14 protein-coding genes and 1 pseudogene are annotated in these 19,256 nt (G+C 59.5%); 13 read left to right on the top strand and 2 right to left on the bottom strand.

Features of this window, described 5'->3' with window-relative positions:
- The first annotated feature begins 11 nt into the window (after positions 1-11).
- The 12 genes and pseudogenes from ACFRFQ_RS01475 to ACFRFQ_RS01420 all read left to right on the top strand — a co-directional run bounded on the left by ACFRFQ_RS01475 (position 12) and on the right by ACFRFQ_RS01420 (position 13,952).
- The gene (locus ACFRFQ_RS01475; RefSeq protein ID WP_378652227.1) at positions 12-1,262 is read left to right on the top strand and encodes an amidohydrolase family protein; all 1,251 of its coding nucleotides are present in this window, start codon (positions 12-14) and stop codon (positions 1,260-1,262) included.
- 369 nt (positions 1,263-1,631) lie between these two features.
- The gene (locus ACFRFQ_RS01470; RefSeq protein ID WP_378652225.1) at positions 1,632-2,228 is read left to right on the top strand and encodes an HD domain-containing protein; all 597 of its coding nucleotides are present in this window, start codon (positions 1,632-1,634) and stop codon (positions 2,226-2,228) included.
- A 196-nt stretch (positions 2,229-2,424) separates the two neighbouring features.
- The gene (locus ACFRFQ_RS01465) at positions 2,425-4,077 is read left to right on the top strand and encodes a class I adenylate-forming enzyme family protein (protein ID WP_378652223.1); all 1,653 of its coding nucleotides are present in this window, start codon (positions 2,425-2,427) and stop codon (positions 4,075-4,077) included.
- Between the two features lie 56 nt (positions 4,078-4,133).
- Positions 4,134-4,901, top strand: coding sequence for a TetR/AcrR family transcriptional regulator (locus ACFRFQ_RS01460; protein ID WP_378652221.1), 768 nt, complete (start codon positions 4,134-4,136; stop codon positions 4,899-4,901).
- 204 nt (positions 4,902-5,105) lie between these two features.
- Positions 5,106-5,627, top strand: coding sequence for a hypothetical protein (locus ACFRFQ_RS01455; protein ID WP_378652219.1), 522 nt, complete (start codon positions 5,106-5,108; stop codon positions 5,625-5,627).
- 121 nt (positions 5,628-5,748) lie between these two features.
- On the top strand, positions 5,749-6,633 hold the full coding sequence (locus tag ACFRFQ_RS01450) for a VOC family protein (RefSeq protein ID WP_378652217.1): 885 nt from the start codon (positions 5,749-5,751) through the stop codon (positions 6,631-6,633).
- A 67-nt stretch (positions 6,634-6,700) separates the two neighbouring features.
- Complete coding sequence (locus ACFRFQ_RS01445; protein ID WP_378652215.1) at positions 6,701-7,879, top strand: acyl-CoA dehydrogenase family protein; 1,179 nt, start codon at positions 6,701-6,703, stop codon at positions 7,877-7,879.
- Positions 7,880-8,020: 141 nt separating this feature from the next.
- On the top strand, positions 8,021-8,980 hold the full coding sequence (locus tag ACFRFQ_RS01440) for a sugar ABC transporter substrate-binding protein (protein ID WP_378652212.1): 960 nt from the start codon (positions 8,021-8,023) through the stop codon (positions 8,978-8,980).
- A 24-nt stretch (positions 8,981-9,004) separates the two neighbouring features.
- The gene (locus tag ACFRFQ_RS01435; protein WP_378652210.1) at positions 9,005-10,033 is read left to right on the top strand and encodes an ABC transporter permease; all 1,029 of its coding nucleotides are present in this window, start codon (positions 9,005-9,007) and stop codon (positions 10,031-10,033) included.
- Complete coding sequence (locus ACFRFQ_RS01430) at positions 10,033-11,511, top strand: sugar ABC transporter ATP-binding protein (protein ID WP_378652207.1); 1,479 nt, start codon at positions 10,033-10,035, stop codon at positions 11,509-11,511. Before ACFRFQ_RS01435 ends, ACFRFQ_RS01430 begins: the two co-directional genes overlap by 1 nt.
- Positions 11,512-11,560: 49 nt before the next feature.
- On the top strand, positions 11,561-12,433 hold the full coding sequence (locus ACFRFQ_RS01425; protein WP_378652205.1) for an alpha/beta fold hydrolase: 873 nt from the start codon (positions 11,561-11,563) through the stop codon (positions 12,431-12,433).
- Positions 12,434-12,554: 121 nt separating this feature from the next.
- Positions 12,555-13,952: pseudogene (locus tag ACFRFQ_RS01420) on the top strand (IS1380 family transposase).
- 391 nt (positions 13,953-14,343) lie between these two features.
- Here ACFRFQ_RS01420 and mqo read toward each other — a convergent pair.
- Positions 14,344-15,843, bottom strand: coding sequence for a malate dehydrogenase (quinone) (gene mqo / locus ACFRFQ_RS01415; protein ID WP_378652203.1), 1,500 nt, complete (start codon positions 15,841-15,843; stop codon positions 14,344-14,346).
- Positions 15,844-15,936: 93 nt separating this feature from the next.
- Between mqo and ACFRFQ_RS01410 the strand changes: the two genes are divergently transcribed.
- Positions 15,937-16,860, top strand: coding sequence for a LysR family transcriptional regulator (locus tag ACFRFQ_RS01410; protein WP_378652200.1), 924 nt, complete (start codon positions 15,937-15,939; stop codon positions 16,858-16,860).
- A 232-nt stretch (positions 16,861-17,092) separates the two neighbouring features.
- Here the strand turns inward: ACFRFQ_RS01410 and ACFRFQ_RS01405 are convergent, their stop codons facing one another.
- Complete coding sequence (locus ACFRFQ_RS01405) at positions 17,093-18,730, bottom strand: ABC-F family ATP-binding cassette domain-containing protein (protein ID WP_378652197.1); 1,638 nt, start codon at positions 18,728-18,730, stop codon at positions 17,093-17,095.
- Positions 18,731-19,256 lie beyond the last annotated feature (526 nt).

Genomic DNA, 19,256 nt, shown 5'->3' with positions numbered 1-19,256 from the left:
AGGAGCACTCCATGGCAAATCTCGACGAACTCATGCTCAACACTGACTTCACTACCAACGTCAAGGGCAAAGTCACATTCCTTCCCGAACCGGAAAAGGCACACCGCCCCTTTCCGTTCATCTCCGTCGACGATCACATCGTCGAACCGAAGAACACCTTCGAAGGTCGACTCCCAGCGAAGTTTGCCGACCGAGCCCCGCGCGTAATCAACCGGGACGGGGCCGACATCTGGGTCTACGACGGCAAAGAAATCCCGAACGTCGGTTTCAATGCTGTCGTCGGCAGACCCGTCGACGAGTGGGGTTTCGACCCGCAGCGATTCGAAGATATGCGGCAGGGATCCTGGGACATCCATCACCGTGTGAAGGATATGAACCTGTCCGGGGTCTATGCCTCCCTAAACTTTCCGTCATTTCTACCCGGATTCGCTGGCCAACGGCTGCAGTTGAGCACCAAGGATCACGACCTCGCGCTCGCGGCTACGCGCGCCTACAACGACTGGCATCTGGAGGAATGGGCGGGGCCCTACCCGGACCGCATCATTCCCTGCCAGATTCCATACTTCCTTGATCCCGAGATCGGCGCGCAGGAGATCTATCGCAACGCTGAACGCGGCTTCAAAGCCGTTACGTTCTCGGAGGGCCCGCACGCCCTCGGTCTCCCCTCCATGCACACGGGCCACTGGGATCCGATCATGCGTGCATGCGAGGAAACCGACACGGTGATCAACCTCCACATCGGCTCGTCCAGCACATCGCCGAGCACCTCCGACGATGCCCCGCCGGACGTCTCGGGAACACTCTTCTTCGCCTACGCAATGTTCTCTACCGTGGATTGGCTGTTCTCGAAGATCCCCGTCCGATTCCCGAATATCAAAATCGTAATGTCAGAAGGTGGAATCGGCTGGGTTCCAGGGCTTCTCGACCGCCTGGACCACATGGAAACGTACTCGTCGATGTACGGCACGTGGGATGGTATCGACATTTCACCCGCCGAGGTACTCAAGCGCAATTTCTGGTTCTGCGCAGTAGAGGATCCGACCACGATGGCACTGCGTGACCGCATCGGAATCGACCACATTCTCTTAGAGGAGGACTACCCACACAGTGACAGCCTGTGGCCCCGCACCATGGAGGTAGTCAACGAATCCATGAAGGGACTATCGGCTGAGGAATTGCGAAAGGTCACGTGGGAGAACGCATCCACGCTCTACCGCCATCCAGTACCGCAAAGCGTGATCGATGATCCGAATAGTTTCTGAGGGTTGCTAGTCCCCAACTGAACCCGCAGCACGTGGCGAAGTGCCCGGAGGACAACTCCCCCGGGCACTTCGTCATGCCTCCAGCAAGCCATTTCTGATCGACATCGCCGGAGAATTCAAGAACCTCGCACACAGCTGGATCGCAAAAGTCGAACACAATAAGCCAATCAATTGACTGATTAATGTTTCAACGCGGCGTATCTCAACACCCGCTTCTTCATTGAGCATCTACATCAAAATAGACTCTGACCTGGCATTATTATCCAGATCATTCGCGCTACACGGAAGCGAGACCCAATCAATCAAACGATTGTGTTGCTCTCCAGATTACTGTAACGTGCGTCTCACTGCACTTAGTGAGGAACAGAAATGACCGATTCACTGAAGACTGTCCAGTTCACCAGAATGACCGACGCGACCGTCGCCGAAATGGAATTGATACGCGACGAGGCAGCAATGCACCGTCGCAACAATTGGCTCGAAACCATTGTCCGACTGGTCGAGTCGATGAAGGGATATACGTTCGGATATAGAGTGGACCGATACGAACATTCCCTCCAATCGGCTACGCGCGCATATCGCGAAGGCGCCCGAATCGACCTCGTCATCGCGGCGCTCTTGCATGACATAGGAGACGATCTCAGTCCGGACAACCACAGTGAAGTTGCTGCCGCGATCCTCAAGCCTGTGCTCGACGAGGAAGCCGTCTGGGTTGTTAAGCACCACGGGGTATTCCAGACATTCCACTACGGCGAGAAGCTCGGAATACCGACGGACAGTCGCGAACGGTACCGCGATTCACCGTACTTCGATACTTGCGCACATTTCTGCGCTGCATGGGATCAGGAATCATTCGATCCCGATTACGACTCCGAACCGCTGGAGTTCTTCCTCCCAATGCTCGAGGAAGTCTTTTCTCGCACACCAAAGGTTTGGGGCGATCCGGCACTAGCGCCACAGCACTGAACTGCCAGCACCCCGAACAACAATCAGGACACCCGCCAATACGAAGGCCGCTCTCGCCATACCGCTCGCAACGTCACGACGTTTGCTGAGCTGACTATCGACACGCGCAATGCTGGACGGAGATCCAGCACATGCCGCCCCGAAGTTCGGTACGCATATTCGCGCGGCAGCACCATCCCGAACAAGGAGACCCCTCATGACTTTGATCGATCCCGCGACTGCACAGCGATATGTGGAGTCCGGTTGGTGGGGCACCGATGCGCTTCATGAATTGGTTCGCGAACGCGCAGAGATCACACCGAAACTAGACGCATTCGTTACCCCACATTCCAGAACAAGTTGGGCCACATACAATTCCGTTGCTGATGACATCGCGGCTACCCTGGTCGCGCTCGATATTCCAACGGGCGCACGTGTGGCGATACAACTACCCGACAACTTTCTCGTCCATGCCGCCCTGATCGCAGCGGCCAGAGCGGGCGTCATTGCGGTCGGGATCGGAGCTCGTGCCGGTGACCGTGAAGTAGCACATCTGCTGCGCACAACGGGAGCACGAATACTGGTCACCATTGACGTGTTAGATGGTCGCGTGTCGGAGGACATGGTTTGTGCTGTAACAGATCTGGGCGCAATCCTGGATCTCCACGTTGTGCTCGCCGAGTCCGGCGTCGACCACGTCTCTGATGTTCGAGGCCGCAATCCGGTGTCGATCGCGCCGGGTCGCGCACACCGCAGCGAGGTCGACGGCCGCAGCTACGGCCCGAATGATCTGAGCATGCTCAACTCCACGTCCGGGACAACCGGTCTGCCCAAGTGCGTAACTCAATTCGATAATCGGTGGATCGCGTTCAGTAGGCTGGCAGCTTCTGCGGCGGTGCTCGGCGACGACGAAGTGTTCTTCGGAGCAGTGCCTGCACCGTTCGGATTCGGCCTGTGGACCTCACATTACGCACCGACCATCCTGGGTGCGCCTACAGTGATACTCCCGAAATTCAATGTGGAAACCATGATTGACATGATTGAGCGGGAGCGCGTCACCGTCTTGTGCTGTGTCAGCACACAGTTTCGGATGTTGTTGAACTCGCCGCTGGCCGCAGAGGCCGACTTGTCTTCGCTACGAGTGATGTTCACGGGTGGGGAATCTGTTCCAGCCGACCGGGCGGCCGAGTTCGAAGATCGTACCGGCGCACGTGTTCTGCAGTTCTTCGGCTCAAACGAGAGTGGCGCCTTCAGTGTCACGAGCCTCGATGACACCCGCGAACACCGGTTAGGCACCGCCGGCCGAGTTATCCCCGAGATGGAGGTACGTCTGTTCGATCCGGATGGCCGGGACGTCACCGCAACGGGCGGACCCGGCCAGCCCGGCGGCCGTGGACCACTCACCTGCGCAGGCTATTACGAAGACGACCTGGCCAACGACCAGCTATACACCCAAGACGGGTGGATGCTCATGGGCGATCTGGTCACGATCGAGGATGACTTCCTTACACCCGTTGGGCGGATGTCCGACATAATAATTCGCGGTGGTAAAAATATTTCGGCACCTCAGGTCGAGCAAGAGGTCGAGACGCACGCCGCGATCGATCTGGCCGGAGTGGTTGCTGTTCCGGATCCAGTCTTCGGCGAACGAGTGTGTGCGGTAGTAAGCCTGCGCCCCGGTCACACAGTGACACTCCCCGAACTTGTGGCTCACCTATCCGCGCGTGGGGTCTCGAAGGAGCTGTATCCCGAGCACCTGCTGGTCGTGGACGAACTCCCGCGCGCGTCGGGCGGGAAACTCGCGAAGGCTGACATTCGCACGCTCGCCCACCAGTCGATAATTGAACGTGACACGCTGTCCACCAACTGATCCGACCCATAGGTTGTCAGAGATTTGTCCGCATCTAGGCAAGGAGGGCCAATCCCATGACCGATACCAAACGTAGGGATCGGATACTGGCCAACGCTGCGCGACTCTTCTGCGAGCAGGGCGTCGCCGCCACAACGGTCCGAGAGATCGCCGACGCAGTCGAACTGAACTCAGGTAGCCTTTACTACCACTTCGCGTCCAAACATGCAATCGCCACCGAAATTCTGCTTCAATTCCTGGCCGATCTCAATTTGGGCTATGCGCGAGTGATCACAGGAAAAATGTCTACCCGAGAGAGAATTCGGGGCATTCTGCAGATTTCTCTCGAGGTCTCCAGCGCCCACCCGTACGCGACGGAGATCTACCGGAGTGAACTCACGAGACTTCCTACTTTTCCACAGTACGAGCAGATTGCCGCGGAAGCGGGTAGGACGCACGACGCTTGGGCGTCAGTCATCGAATCTGGGGTAGATGGCGGCGAGTTACGTTCAGACATCGACTCATTCGAGATGCAGCAAGCGCTTCGCGAATTGACGTTCGCGTTTGTACGTGGGCGCCACCCCATACCGATAGCCGAAATTCCACGCCTCGCTGACAGTCTGACGTCGATGTGGCTGGATGGATGCGGAACTTCGACACAAACAGACGCGCCTGGCACCGCCGTCCGACAACGGACGAGCCGAATACGGCCTGCGTCCAAGTCCGAAGCAAACCGCCCGAGTAACGAGGTCGAAGAGCTGCGATCCGAACTGGAAACGCTACGAATTGCGATGACAGATATCTCCCAGAATCTACCGACATGCGTTACACGCCAACGTAACTAGAAGAGATCAGCATACCCAGTCAAACAGTTGATGGAATTCCAATCGAGAGCTAACATAGGCGGAGAGCTCGCGACCGGTGTCGCATTCTGCGTTCCGCACCTGCGCACTCCCCTGAATCAGACGCTGCTCGCTACGCGTCTCAGCAGATCTGCACATCACTATCAGCACCCGCGGCGCGCCCGGTGACTGCGAAACGGAGTTAAGATGAAACCCAGTGGTATCGAGGCATATTCGCTCGGCCGAAGCTACGATGTCATGCCCATCCCAATGGATCCCGAATTCTGCATCGAGGTACCGTCAGGTCCACTCACCTTCGTGGTCGAATCTCGACGACTGACAGATCATGACATCAACACCAATGCTGTCGACAGGGGACGACCCGACGCAACTTTCGACACCGGAATCGACGACGGCGGCGTCTGCATTCATGTTCAGAGCACATCTGACAGCTTGGAACACCTCCGGTTCGACTGCTTCGACAACGAACCTCACTATCACTACATTGATAATTCAGCCCAGGCCAACGTGGTTGTGCGATTTGATCAGTTCGCGGAAGGCGATCCGCTCAGTTGGACTCTGGGACGACTCCGGAATCGGTTGCCGCACATGCTCGATCACCTCGGACTTACCGAACTGGCCGATCAGGTGCGCGCTGCAGACCTCGAACCCTCGATCGCCGAGGTCGAGCGATTACTCCTCGCTGTCGGTGCGTCGACTCCAGCCTGACCGCCCCCGAGGGTGCGACATCCAACAACTCGATGACGCTCATTCGGCTTCTGCCGCGACTTGAACCCTGCCGCCCCGGCACAATTTTCCTCGACAAACACCTTCTTGGAGGACACTTTCCGTGAAGATTCACTCGTTGGGCTACCTCGTAGTCAGCTCCACAAACCTTGCCGAATGGCGAAGCTTCGGAACCGAGATTCTGGGTCTGATGGTCGGAATTAGCGACAACACGTCCACACTCTGGCTACGGACAGACGAACGGTGCCAACGAATTATTGTCGAAAGCGCTGAAGTCGACGAGGTTTCGGCAATCGGATGGGAATTGCGAAATGACGTAGCATTCGAAGCCCTACTCGCCGATCTTGACGATGCCGGTGTCGCGTACGAACGGATCGAAGATCTCGCAACGCAGCGAGGCGTGGAAGATCTAGTTCGAGTCATAGACCCAGCGGGCTATGTGCTGGAGTTCTATTGGGGCATGCAGGTCGCCAAGGACGATTTCGTGTCGCCGGCGGGTGTCTCCGGATTCAAGACCGGCGACCAAGGGCTCGGACATGTGGTCCTGGCCGCTACGCCGTTCGAAGACAGCAATCGGTTCTACCGTCGCACATTGGGTTTCGGTCTAACCGACTTTGCAGACATGGGCGGCACCCCCGGCCACTTCCTGCACACGAACGCTCGTCACCACAGTCTCGCCCTTATCGGTTGCGACAAGAGCGCATGGTTCGTCAAGGGCGGCCTGATCCATTTGATGATCGAGATGAAGTCCCTCCCAGATGTGGGCAAAGCCCTAACCCGTGCGACCGAGTCCGGGTGCGAATTCTTCGAAACGCTCGGCCAGCACGCGAACGACCACATGTTTTCCTTCTACTTACACACACCGGCCGGCTTTCCCATTGAGATCGGCACGGGCGCGATCGAGATAGACCCGGAGACGTGGACCTCGGTCAACATCCCCTTTCCCGACTTGTGGGGCCATGAGGTGCTGGGCATCCCCGAGCACTGAAATTTTTGCCGACCATTTGACTCAAAGTCGGGTCAGCTCCATTCATTCCAATCTGTGAGGATCGAGCATGAACAGCACAGTCATCCAGAACATCGAAAAGATCAAAGATCGAATCGCTGCGCTCGCAGATGATGCAGAGACACTCGGGCGACTCCCTGACGAGTCGGTCAGGCTTCTGAAGGGAACCGGCTTGACCCGAATGTTGCAGCCACAAGAGTACGGCGGCGGCGAGGCGCATCCAGGAGATTACCTCGAGGCAGTCATGGCCGCCGGAGCGCTGGGATGTTCGGCGACAGGCTGGGTCGGCGGCGTCGTCGGTCTTCATCCTTGGGAGATCGGTGTTATGGATCCCCAAGCGCAGAAGGAAGTTTGGGGGAAGGATCCCGAGGCATGGGTCGCGTCTCCCTACGTCGCCCTCGGTCGAGCAAAACCTGTCGACGGCGGCTTCCTTTTCAGCGGTCATTGGACTTTTTCCTCCGGAAGCGACCACGCAGAGTGGGTACATCTCGGTGGACTCATCCTCGACGACAACGACCAGCCAATTCCGGGAAGCGACCATCACTTCCTGATTCCTCGCGGAGACTTTGCCATCGTCGAAGGATCGTGGAACACCGTGGGACTACGCGGAACTGGTTCCAACGATATCGTGGTCAAGGACGCCTTCGTGCCCACTCACCGCGCACTGGAATACGCCACCGTCGTCGACGGCACCGCTGCAGCCAAGGTAGGAAAAGGCGACAACCCGCTATACGCGATGCCGTGGTTCACGCTTTTCGGCAATGCCGTCAGCGCCACCGTGATTGGCATCTGCGAAGGCGCCCTGGCGGCCACCATCGACTACCAGCGAGATCGCGCAAATGCCTTTGGCACCAAGGTAACTCAGGATTCATTTACCCTTCCCAGCATTGGCGAAGCAGCCTCGGAGATCCGGGCGAGCCGCCTGCAGGTCCTCGACAACGTCAACCGAGTCTACGACGTGCTCGAGAAGGGCGGAGAGCCGTCCCTCTCGATGCGCGCACAAGTCCGTCGAGACCAGATTCGGGCGAGTTGGCGTGCTGTGGCGGCCGTCGATCAACTGTTCGCTCGATCCGGCGGTAACGCGCTGCGCTCGGACAAGCCATTGCAGCGACTCTGGCGCGACTCGCACGCCGGACTCAACCACGCGGTGAACACCCCGGGCCTGGCATACCAGGTATCTGCACTTGCCCTGATGGGTATCGGCCCTGAAAAAGGTTCACTTCTCTGACCTGCATCTCACCCCAATCACCACGATATCCGGGCTCCACGATGCCAGTCTGCGATCACGTACAGTGCCGGCGATTTCGAGACATCCCTTCCATCACATGGAGATTCCTTGCATACCTATTTGTCTTCACAACCTGCACGCATGATTCTTGGTGGTGCAGTTGTACTCGCCGTGGGGCTTTCGTTGACTGCGTGCGGCAACGGTTCTGCCTCCAGCAACAGCAGCGCTGCCCGGATGTCCTTCGCGAACGGGTTTTCCGGAGGCGGACCGGTTGACGAGTTCATCGCTGGTCTGACGTGCTACGCGGACAAGAACGATCTGGACGCACCGGTGGTCACAACGGCCGATGGCGATGTAAACAAGCAACTCAACGACATTGACAGCCTTATTGCTCGTTCCAGCAAGATCGATGGCATCTTCGTGATTCCCACCGATCCCAATGCTCTCAGGTCGAGCTACTCGCGGGCCCAGGAAGCCGGAATGGCGGTTATCGACCCGATTTCTCCCGACAGTGAAGGCCAGTTCGCTACCGATGCGTCGAGTCACGTTGCTCCCGACGATCTCGGCGTTCCCCAGATGGTTGTCGACTACCTTGTCAAAGACCATGTCGGTGTAACAAAGGTCCTTATTCTCTCACCACCACCTGGACAGGAAATGGCCGATGAGCGCGCCGCACACTTTGAGAGAGCCGCAGAAGCTGCGGGACTGACAGTCGTCGGCGAAATCAATATGGACAAGCTGACCACCGAGGAAGCACAGAAGAAGACGGAGGACTTCCTCACGAAGAACCGAGATGTGCAGGCTGTCTTTGCCCAGAATGGTGCGATGGGCCGCGGCGCAGCGCTTGCCGGCCGAAGCCAAAGCGTGAACCTGGTTGTCACCTCATTAGATGGCGACGCCGACACCATCACTTCGGTCAAGAACGGCGATATAGCAGCGGCTTTCGGGGCCGACCTCTTTGCCGTGGCCTACAAGGCCTCCGAGCAGGCAGCTGCGATCAAGGCCGGCCAGCAAGTCGAGTTCGAATCCGTCCCCTACCAGATCTACACGCAGGTCAATGCGTCGGTTACGTCCTCCGATTCTCGCTGCGAACAGTACTGACCCTTCCCCCGAGCGGAGCCAATCATGACGACCACCAGGGACGCAAAGCCCGAACCTCTCAGTGCACCAACGTTTAACGATCCTTCGGGCTCACGGGCACGCACATTACTCCGCAATGCCCCGCCGTGGTCTGGTATCGGCGTTCTGGTGATCGTAACGATCATTGCAATGGCAATCTACGACGACTATTTTCTGACCTACGCGAATCTCAACAACGTGATGCGCGGCGCCGTTGTACCTCTGCTGCTTGCAATCGGAACAACGTTTGTCATCACGACCGGCATGATCGATCTCTCTCTGGGTTCACTGATGGCGTTAAACACGGTGATCATGCTCGGATTCATGGATGCCGGTGTGCCGGTTCCACTGGCCGTGATCGCGGTTGTCATTGTCTCGGCTGCTCTGGGCGGCCTGGTAAACGGCCTTCTGATTGCAAAGTTTCAGCTGTTCTTCATGGTGGTGACGCTAGGAACGATGTCGGTGTTCCGGTCTATCGCCCAGCTACGGACAGACGGAAACTCTGTCCAACTACACGATCGCGATGGCTTCAGTTTCGTTGCCTGGCTCGGCGACGGTTCCATCGGACCGGTATCCGTTCCCGTCGCCATGGCTGTGATCCTGCTTCTCGGTTCGATGGCCTTGATGCGATACACCACGTTCGGTCGCAACCTGCTTGCGGTCGGCGGAAACACCGGCGCTGCAAGACTTGCAGGAATTCCGGTCGAGCGCATTCAGATGATCGCATTCGGACTTAACGGCGCTTTCATCGGTGTTGCGGCGATAGTCATGTCGGGTCGCATCGAGGCCGCGTCACCGAGTATCGGGACCGGCATCGAATTACAGGTAATTGCTGCGGTACTGCTCGGCGGGTCATCGTTCATGGGTGGCAGAAGCACCTTCGTCGGCACTCTTGTCGGCGTCATCTTTGTACAGATACTCGCGAATGCCCTCAATTTGCTTGATGTACAGATGTTTTGGCAGGGCATGGTCACCGGCGTTGTGCTCATCGCAGCCGTAGCGATCGACCGCATGCGCATAAGGAGCAATTCCTAATGGCGGGACGACTGAATATCGACGGTATCCGCAAACAGTACGGCGGCACTGTCGCGCTCTCTGGATTCACACTCGACGTCGGTCCTGGAGAAGTCCGTGGACTGATTGGCGAGAATGGATCTGGGAAAAGCACTGCCATGAAGGTGGTTTCGGGGGAGATTTCCCCCGACGAGGGTTCAGTTGAAGTCAGCGGGATGGTGCTCCCATCGTTGGACCCGACGTCGCGTCTGCGTGCCGGGGTCGGTGTCGTGATGCAGGACCCACATCTATGTGACGAACTTTCCGTCGCCGAGAACCTTGCGCTCGGTCGTACCGGGTACCGAGGGTTGGTCTCCTGGAGACGACTCAGGGACGACGCCCGCCGAGTGTTAGTCGCCGCCGGGATCGACCTCGATCCGCGGAGGATAGTCAGTACGCTCTCTCAGGACGAAAAGCATATGGTCGAAGTCGCCCGAGTGCTTGCCTGGGAATGCAGCGTAATCGGTTTCGACGAGACCACTGCCTCGCTCACCGAGGACTACGTGGATCGACTGTTCGTGATCATGCGCACGCTGCGTGAGCAAGGTGCGGCTCAGATCTTCATCAGCCATCGATTGCCCGAAATCATGTCAATTTGCGATACTGTCACGGTCCTTCGCGACGGCCGGATAGTCGATACGGTCCAGGTGGCCGATACCACCGAGGCCAAGTTGATCGAAATGATGGTGGGACGGGCAGTAGACGATCGCTACCGCCGGCCAGCGTCTCCGCTGGGTGCAGTCGTCGCCACGATGCAATCGATGCACCCTACGGGTAACACGGGTTCCCTGGACCTCGAGATTCGTGCCGGTGAGGTGGTGGGTATCGGGGGTCTGGTGGGCAGCGGCAGATCTGAGGTGCTCGAGGCGATCTACGGTTCACACGGACGGACAGGAACTGTGCGCATCGGTGAGCATTCCGTCCGTCCCGGACATCCGCGTGCTGCTATCGCTGCTGGGATGGGCCTGGTCCCCGAGGACCGTCGAGCCCGCGGTGTTGCGCTGGACCAGTCCGTCCGCGCCAACGCCACCATGGTCATGGATGGCGCACGACCACTGTGGTCCCGTGCCGATGTCAAAGCTCAGAACAACATCCTCGACATGATGTTTCAGCGGATGAAACTCAAAGCATCCGATGACTCAATTGCCGTGCACGCACTGTCTGGCGGAAACCAACAGAAGATCGTGCTCGGCCGATGGCTTTCGCACCGCCCCCGACTGCTACTCCTCGACGAACCTACCCGTGGTATCGACGTGGGCGCCAAACGTGAGATCTACGCGCTGATAGAAGAATTGGCCAAGGAGGGCATGGCAATCCTGCTCGTGTCATCGGAACTCCCAGAACTCACCGGACTCTGTGATCGGATCCTGATGATGCACGAGGGCACTATCGTCGGCGAGTTCGACCGCACGGCCACCGAGCTTGAACTACTTACCGCTGCCGCGGGTCAGCACATCTGACCCGAGTTTCCCGCCAATCCGAAATTATTGAACTACAAAGGGATTAGAGATGACTGCCGAACCTTTCGGATACGAAAAGACTTCCCGCACAGCCACCGTGAATGGGATGCACATCCACTACAACGAGGCCGGCGAAGGCCCAGTGGCCATCCTGCTCCACGGCGCCGGCCCAGGGGTATCCGGTTGGGCAAACTTCGAAGACAATCTCCCGGTATTTGCCAAATCCTTCCGCACTCTCATTATCGATCAGCCCGGTTTCGGCGCTAGTGACGGAATCGACTTCGAGGGTGACTACTTCACACACAGCGCAGACGTCGTTGTCGGTCTGATGGACGAACTCGGAATCGACAAAGCACATCTAGTAGGAAATTCACTCGGCGGTGGTGTCTCCATCCGAGCGTCGCTCAATCACCCTGACCGTGTCGATCGTCTCGCACTGATGGGGCCAGGCGGCATGACGACGAGACTCTTCACACCTGAGCCGACACTTGGTCACACCAGGCTGTACGACTTCAATGCCGCACCGGGACCAACCCGTGACAAGCTGGCTACGTTCATGCGTGGGATGGTGTTCGACGACAAGTTCGTTACCGAAGACATGATCGATGATCGCTTCGAGCGATCTCAACGCCCTGGCGTCGCTGAGTCGTTTGAACGAATGCGAGTTAGCTTCCTATCCCCGGAGGGCAAGTTCGCCATGGAGCTGTGGCGCGAAGCGCATAGGATTCACCATGAGACCCTGCTACTTTGGGGCCGCGAGGACCTGATCAATCCCTACGACGGTGGACTATTCGCCTTCTCACAGATGCCCAATGCAAGCCTTCACGTGATGGCACGCTGCGGGCATTGGGCACAGATCGAGCAGGCACATGAATTCAACCGGATCGTCCTCGGATTCCTCCTCGAATCAGCATCTCGTTAAGCCTGGATGCACCGATCAAGTGACAGCTGAACGCGAGTCATAGACGCGAAATGCCCTGTCGTGGTGAAAGAATTGAACTTCTCACAGAAACAATTCGACCACGACGAAGGGCATCTCGCAGATGCAACTATCTCACACCCGACCTGTCGCTGCCGCACGCTTCGACGACCCGAACCTCGCGTCCACTGCCGGACTGGTCCCGATCATGGAGTTGGCGGAGCGATCCGGCCTGCTGACAGTGGCCGATCAACATCTGACGGTGCCGACCGACAAAGGAGCGAACGCCGGCCGAAAAATCGGATCGGTGGTGGCCGGGATGGTCGCCGGAGCCGACAGCATCGCCGACATGGCGATCCTCCGTCACGGAGCGATGACAACGCTATTCGACCGCCCCTACGCGCCCTCGACACTGGGTTCGTTTCTGCGTGCATTCACCTTCGGGCACGTCCGACAACTCGACGCCGTCGCCTCACGTTTCCTGTGTGCCCTCGCCGAGAACACTCCGATAGTCGCCGGAATCGACACCGGCCAGGCGATGATCGACATCGACGATTCGATCATCGAAGTGCACGGGCACAGCAAGCAAGGATCCGGGTACGGATACTCCGGAATCCGGGGTCTAAACTCCCTGATCACCAGTACCAGCGCCGCGGCACCGGTGATCACCGGACAACGTCTCCGCAAAGGATTGTGCGGCTCAGCTCGTGGAGCGGCACGGATGGTCGCCGACACCCTTGCCGTCGCCGAACGAGTCCGCACCTCGGCCATCTCGACGAACACTGATGCCGATGGACCATCGACACCCTCGACGACACTGTCGAAGCCGTTGGTACGTACCGATTCCGCCTACTTCGGCTACCCCACGATCGGGGCCGCGATCCGCGGCGGCGCGGACGTCTCGATCACCACCGGGCTGAACACGGTGATCCGGGCCGCCATCGCGACGATCACCGCCGATGCCGCGGCACCGATCCGATACACCAACGCGATCTACGACGACGAGTCCGAGCGGTGGATCTCGACCGCCGAAGTCACCGAGATCGCGTTCACCGCCTTCGCCTCCCAGAAGAAAACGCACCATGTCCCCGGGCGGTTGATCGTCCGCTGCATCCCGGACCTACGACCGCACACAGACCAGGGACAACGTCACCTGTTCGACGTGTAGCGGTTCCACGCGTTCTTAACCACCACAGACCCGGACGAGATCGACACCGTCACCGCAGACAGAAACCACCGCGCGCACGCGATCATCGAACAAGTCCACACGGATCCGAAGAACTCCGCCCTCGCACGCATGCCATCAGCGCATTTCTGCGCCAACGCCGCCTGGCTCGTGTGCTCGGTAATGGCCTTCAACCTCACCCGCGCCGCCGCCACACTGACCGGCGATCCAGCATTGGTGAAAGCGACCACCGGAACCATCCGCCGAACACTGATCTCCGTCCACACCCGGATCGCCTACTCCGCCCGCAAGCTGACCTCGCATCTTCCGGCAGGATGGCCATGGGAGAAACCGTGAATGACGTTGTTCGAGAGCATGTTCGGTAGAAATGTGCCGATCACCGCCTGACCGCACTCGACCCTGCCCGCCGACAACGCGAAAGGCCCAGTGGAGCATTCCGACCGATTCGGTCGGTGATCATCCATGCTCACGGCCCGCCCCGTGTTCCGCAACGGATTTCACGCCGACTGAATCAGTGCACCGGTGCATTCAGGCTAAAGGAACGGTTCGAGTGGCACGTCGCGAACCTCGGACTTCCCCGGCGATCTTCCGCAAACTCGTGTCGCCAGAAAAGATTGGCGCCCACCCAGCACCACAACCTTGAAACCATATGGGCTCACCAATACATTCGACGAAATGAGCCGATCGGCGGGGATTCCTCCGGTGCCATTGGCCGAGGGCTGGATCGTTATGCCACGCCGGGGATTCCGCGGGCGCGCTCGCGGTTGGTATCGACGGCATGCTGATCTGCGTCCACAGGGGTTTCGAGACCCGGCATGAGTGTCCGCAGCGTCGGCTCCCATCCTTCGTAGTGGGTAGGAAAACACGTGGCGAGAAGATCGACCATCACGGACGGAGCGACCGAAGCACCGGGTGAGGCACCGAGCAGTCCGGCGATGGTCCCATCCGCGCCGGTGACAAGTTCGGTCCCGAAGGTCAGCACGCCGATCTCGTGAGGGTGAGGCTTGATCAACTGGGCGCGCTGACCAGCATCGAACAATTCCCAATCGGCAGGGTCGGCACGAGGGTAGAAGTTTTTGAGCTGTGCGAACTTTCGCTTTCGTGACGACAACAATTCACCGATCAGATAGCGCAAGAGCGGCAAGTTCTGGATACCGACCGCGAGAAGCGGCGCGATGTTGCGTAACCGGACGGTGGTGAACAAGTCGACGAGACGACCCCGCTTGAGCAGTCGGGTGCTGAACGTGGCATACGGCCCGAACATCAGGGACGCGTTGCCGTCGACGACACGCTTGTCGAGATGAGGCACCGACATCGGTGGGGCACCGACCGACGCTTGGCTGTACACCTTCGCATCATGCCGCGCGACAACGTCCGGGTTGTCGGTGCGCAGAAACTGCGCACCGAGCGGGAAGACCGCGTAGCCGCGCGCCTCCGGAATCTTGGCCTTCTGCAGCAACTTGAGGGCGTATCCGCCGGCGCCGACGAAGACGAACCTCGATCTGATCTTGAAGCGGTTGCCGTAGTTGCGATTACGGCCCGTCACGGTCCACAGACCGTCGACTCCCCGAGCGAGCCCAGTGACCTCGTGGCGCAGATGGACGCGCGCGCCTCGCTCCGTCATGGTGTGGGTCAGTGCGCGGGTCAGGGCGCCGAAGTCGACGTCGGTGCCGCCCTCGTAGCGTGTTGCGGCGATCGGCCCGGCGTCGGTGCGTCCATCCATCAACAGCGGTGCCCATTGGCGGATCACGGCAGGATCCTCGGTGTACTGCATCGCCGAGAACAGCGGCGACCTCGCCAATGTGGCAAATCGATTCCGCAGGTAGTCCACATCGTGCTCGCCGAAGACGACATCCATGTGCGGCGTCGGATTGATGAACGTCGCAGGAGCGGGTAGATAACCACTCGCGACCAACGCGGCCCAGAATTGGCGTGAAAGGTGGAATTGCCGTCCTATGTCCTCTGCCTTCGCCGAATCTCCCGGATCAGGCATGTAATTGAGTTCGCAGAGCCCGGCATGGCCGGTGCCGGCATTGTTCCACGGACCCGAGCTTTCGCCCGCAAGTTCGCCGAGCCGCTCGAGCATGACGATCGACCAGTCCGGCTGCACCCTGGCGAGCAATGCGCCCAGCGTCGCGGACATGATGCCCCCGCCGACGAGGACGACATCGACCACCTCCGGACCGTCGATACCTGTTCCACCACTTACCGATTCACTATGGTCCATGAGATCGCGCTCCTCGTCTCCAGATGTGGCCTTCAGGATGCTCTCTCACCACTCATCCGTCCAATGAAGAAATCGAGGAGTTATGATCCGCATATGGATCGGTTTCTGTCCGACGAGGCCGCGGCCACAGTGCCGTTGTTGGCTGCCTTCGACACCGCAGCACGCGAAGGCCACATCACCCGTGCGGCGGATCTCCTCGGCGTGCCGCAGTCGTCACTGAGTCGACGCCTCAAAACTCTGGAGCAAACAATTGGATTACCGCTGTTCCAGCAGGTCGGACGCGGCGTCTCCCTCACCGCAGCCGGTCGTGAACTACACGAACGAACCAGCGACCTGGTGTGGGCACTCGACGATGCCGTAAACGCGGTGCGCAGCAACGCCGACCCCGACAGCGGACTCGTGCGTTTCGGCTTCCCACTCACCCTCGGACCGGTGAGCGTCCCCTCCCTGCTCGCCGAGTTCCACCAGTCGGCGCCGAGAATCCGACTGCACCTCGTGCAAGCACACGGCGAAGCACTCGCCGAAATGGTGCGCGATGGCCGCCTCGATCTTGCCGTGATGATCCCGCCACCCGACGACCTGCCCGTCACCGTCCTAGGACACCAACGCCTCCTACTCCACGTCGCACGCACCCACCGGCTGGCCGAGCGCACGCAGGTTGACCTCGCGGAACTCGCCGAGGAGTCATTCATTGCCAGCCCACCGTCTTACCACCTGCGTAAGAACCTCGACTCATGCTGTGAGAAGGCAGGATTCACCCCGAGCGTAACCTTCGAGATCAGCGAGTTCGAGACGATCCGTGTCCTCGTCGGACACGGCCTCGGCATCGCCGTCCTACCCGCCGCAGAAACCCCCCACCCCAGCCTCGCAAGCATCCCCCTGTCCGGGGTGAACGCTCGGACCATCGGGCTCGCCACAGGCAATCATCAGCCGACCGCTGCCGTGGCGCGACTACGCGACCACATCAACCACCGCGCACACGAATTCATCGCGAACGCCACACCGCCCACAACGTAAGACCCGCCGGCGGCAGCGATGACAAAACGAATGCAGCCCCTGGAACTCAACCAGATTGATATGATCAAAAGCCCGCACTACGCGCGATTACCGATCGGTCAGGCTTACCAAACCATATGCAGCACAGAATGAATCACCATGAGTGAGCACCCATCCATCCATAGGGTGTTCACCCATCAACCGCTGCCGAGAGCATCCCGGATCTTGTCGGCCTTGTCGTTCGATTCCCCGCTCAGGACGTTTCGGTCAATTGCAGTGGGGGCCAGTCGTCGACATCTCGGAGAAGTTGGCGATCGTGGGTGCAGAGAACGACCGCGACGTAGGTTGCGGCCATTGCCTCGGTGAGTTCGTCGACGAGGGCAACTGAGAGGTGGTTCGTCGGCTCGTCAAGAAGGAGTACATGCGGCTTGCCTGCAAGTACCATCGCGAGGTCGAGACGACGTTGCTGTCCCATCGACAGTTCACCGATCCGCTTGCTCGATTCACGCGCACGCAGGAGGCCGAGGTACGAGAGCCCGATTGCATCGGACGCCTCGAGCGTCCCCGCTGCAATGAGCACCTCGAGGTGAGCGGCATAGACTTCACTCGCCCGCATGTTCAATGGCAGATCGGTTTCCTGACGGAGGTACCCGAGACGGGTGCCCGGCGCCCTCCGAACGGAACCCGCGCTCGGTTTCAGTTCACCGGCGAGCACGCTCAGCAGCGTCGACTTTCCGGCACCGTTGGGTCCGGTTACGACGAGGCGATCACGGTGAGAGAGCGTAAGGGAATCCTGGCAGTCCAAGCGGTCGTCCACGCAGACCCGATCCGCAGTCAACAACACCCGACCGGCTTTCGCCGCGAGTTCAGGGAACCGAAAGTGCTGGGGTGGTTCCGGAACCATCACCGCATGAGCTTCGAACTGCTCCTGGCGGCGATGAACGCTCTGCACGAGCCCGCCCGCGCGCGTCGCGCGACCGTGCTTGTTCGTCCCCTTCTCCGGTCTCCACCCAGATTGGAGACGGTTCTGCGCTGAGCTGAGACTGTCCTTCAGTCGGGCATGCTCGGCTTGTTGGCGGTCGTACTCCTGTTCCCAGAGTGCGCGCTCGGCGAGGCGGCCCTCGCGGTAACCGGCGTAGCCGTTGCCGTACAGGCGGATCCGGTCATCGGGTGAGGGGTCAAGGTCCACGATGGTCTCCGCAATATCGGAGAGCAATGCGCGATCGTGGGTGACGACAACGACGCCTCCATTACGCTCCCGGAGTTGCGCTGTCAGGAATTCGAGACCGCTTCGGTCGAGGTGGTTTGTGGGCTCGTCGAGTAACAGGAAATCGTCATCTGCACCCAGAAGGCAGGCCAGGCGTACGCGGTACCGCTGTCCGACCGAGAGGCTGCGGAGCGACCGCTCCGGGTCGGTCTCCGCGTCGAGCGCTTCGAGGGCGATGTGCACCCGTCGCTCGGCATCCCAGGCGTTCAACACTTCGGCGTATTCCAATGCGGCCGAGTACCGCCGAGCGCCGTCGGTGGTTCCGTCGGATATCGCGAGCATGGCCGCGTCGAGTGACTCCAGCGCCGCTAGTGATTCGGCGATCGCCTCCGCGACGGCTTGACCGACTGTTCGATCGTCGTGTGCCAGCATCTCCTGCTCCGCGACACCAAGTGTTCCGATGCGTTGCACTGTGCCGGAGTCAGGGCTGAGGGTTCCGTCGAGCACGTGGAGGAGGGTGGATTTCCCTCGCCCGTTCTCGCCCACGATGGCGATACGCGATGTGGGAGTGACCGTGAGGTCGACGTGGTTCAAGACCGGGTTCGCGCCGCGCATCACGGAGACGTCGGAGGCGGTCAGTTGGGCGCGTTGGCGCATGGATTGAGGGTTCGTAGAAGTGAGCATTCGGATCCTTCGAAAAGGCACACCGGCTGCCAAAGGCAAACAGGTACGCCGAAGACGGCGACCCCACGCAGAGGTCGATAACGAGCGGCCGCCGCAAGCTCGGATGACTCGACAAGCGCGGAAGGCCTTACTCAGCCGTCTTAGAGAAAGTACAAATGCACACCACGACAGTAAAGGGACTAAAAACCATATGCAAACGATTTAGGCGGTTCCGGCTTGGGCGCAAGGGACGCCGGCGGCTGGATGGCGTTTGCTCCAACAAGCACCGACCCAAGGACAGAGTGCAGACCGAAATTTCCGCCTCGCGATTTCTGTTGGTTCCGAAGCAGACTCGGCCTTCGTAAGCCAGGCATGTTGCAATGAATATTCGAGGGTGGCCGGATTCCTGAAGGAATCAAACAAATTCCGGAAAGCCCGGGGGTGGCACGTCTCGACCGCGATCTCCACGCCCTCAATTCTGTTCGTGTCACTAAATTCCACGACCCCGAAAATCTATGTTCCCCATGCGCAACGCCAGTCGACTGCG

Source organism: Rhodococcus sp. NPDC056743 (assembly GCF_042790355.1).
Lineage (GTDB): Bacteria > Actinomycetota > Actinomycetes > Mycobacteriales > Mycobacteriaceae > Rhodococcus_F.
Note: the sequence above shows the minus strand (reverse complement) of the source record. Positions and strands in the feature narration are given on the sequence as shown.

Bases quoted from the DNA above. Each gene is read 5' to 3' on its own strand.
- ACFRFQ_RS01475 (WP_378652227.1), top strand. From the start codon at position 12: ATGGCAAATCTCGACGAACTCATGCTCAACACTGACTTCACTACCAAC.
- ACFRFQ_RS01470 (WP_378652225.1), top strand. From the start codon at position 1,632: ATGACCGATTCACTGAAGACTGTCCAGTTCACCAGAATGACCGACGCG.
- ACFRFQ_RS01465 (WP_378652223.1), top strand. From the start codon at position 2,425: ATGACTTTGATCGATCCCGCGACTGCACAGCGATATGTGGAGTCCGGT.
- ACFRFQ_RS01460 (WP_378652221.1), top strand. From the start codon at position 4,134: ATGACCGATACCAAACGTAGGGATCGGATACTGGCCAACGCTGCGCGA.
- ACFRFQ_RS01455 (WP_378652219.1), top strand. From the start codon at position 5,106: ATGAAACCCAGTGGTATCGAGGCATATTCGCTCGGCCGAAGCTACGAT.
- ACFRFQ_RS01445 (WP_378652215.1), top strand. From the start codon at position 6,701: ATGAACAGCACAGTCATCCAGAACATCGAAAAGATCAAAGATCGAATC.
- ACFRFQ_RS01440 (WP_378652212.1), top strand. From the start codon at position 8,021: ATGATTCTTGGTGGTGCAGTTGTACTCGCCGTGGGGCTTTCGTTGACT.
- ACFRFQ_RS01435 (WP_378652210.1), top strand. From the start codon at position 9,005: ATGACGACCACCAGGGACGCAAAGCCCGAACCTCTCAGTGCACCAACG.
- ACFRFQ_RS01430 (WP_378652207.1), top strand. From the start codon at position 10,033: ATGGCGGGACGACTGAATATCGACGGTATCCGCAAACAGTACGGCGGC.
- ACFRFQ_RS01425 (WP_378652205.1), top strand. From the start codon at position 11,561: ATGACTGCCGAACCTTTCGGATACGAAAAGACTTCCCGCACAGCCACC.
- mqo (WP_378652203.1), bottom strand. From the start codon at position 15,843: ATGGACCATAGTGAATCGGTAAGTGGTGGAACAGGTATCGACGGTCCG.
- ACFRFQ_RS01410 (WP_378652200.1), top strand. From the start codon at position 15,937: ATGGATCGGTTTCTGTCCGACGAGGCCGCGGCCACAGTGCCGTTGTTG.
- ACFRFQ_RS01405 (WP_378652197.1), bottom strand. From the start codon at position 18,730: ATGCTCACTTCTACGAACCCTCAATCCATGCGCCAACGCGCCCAACTG.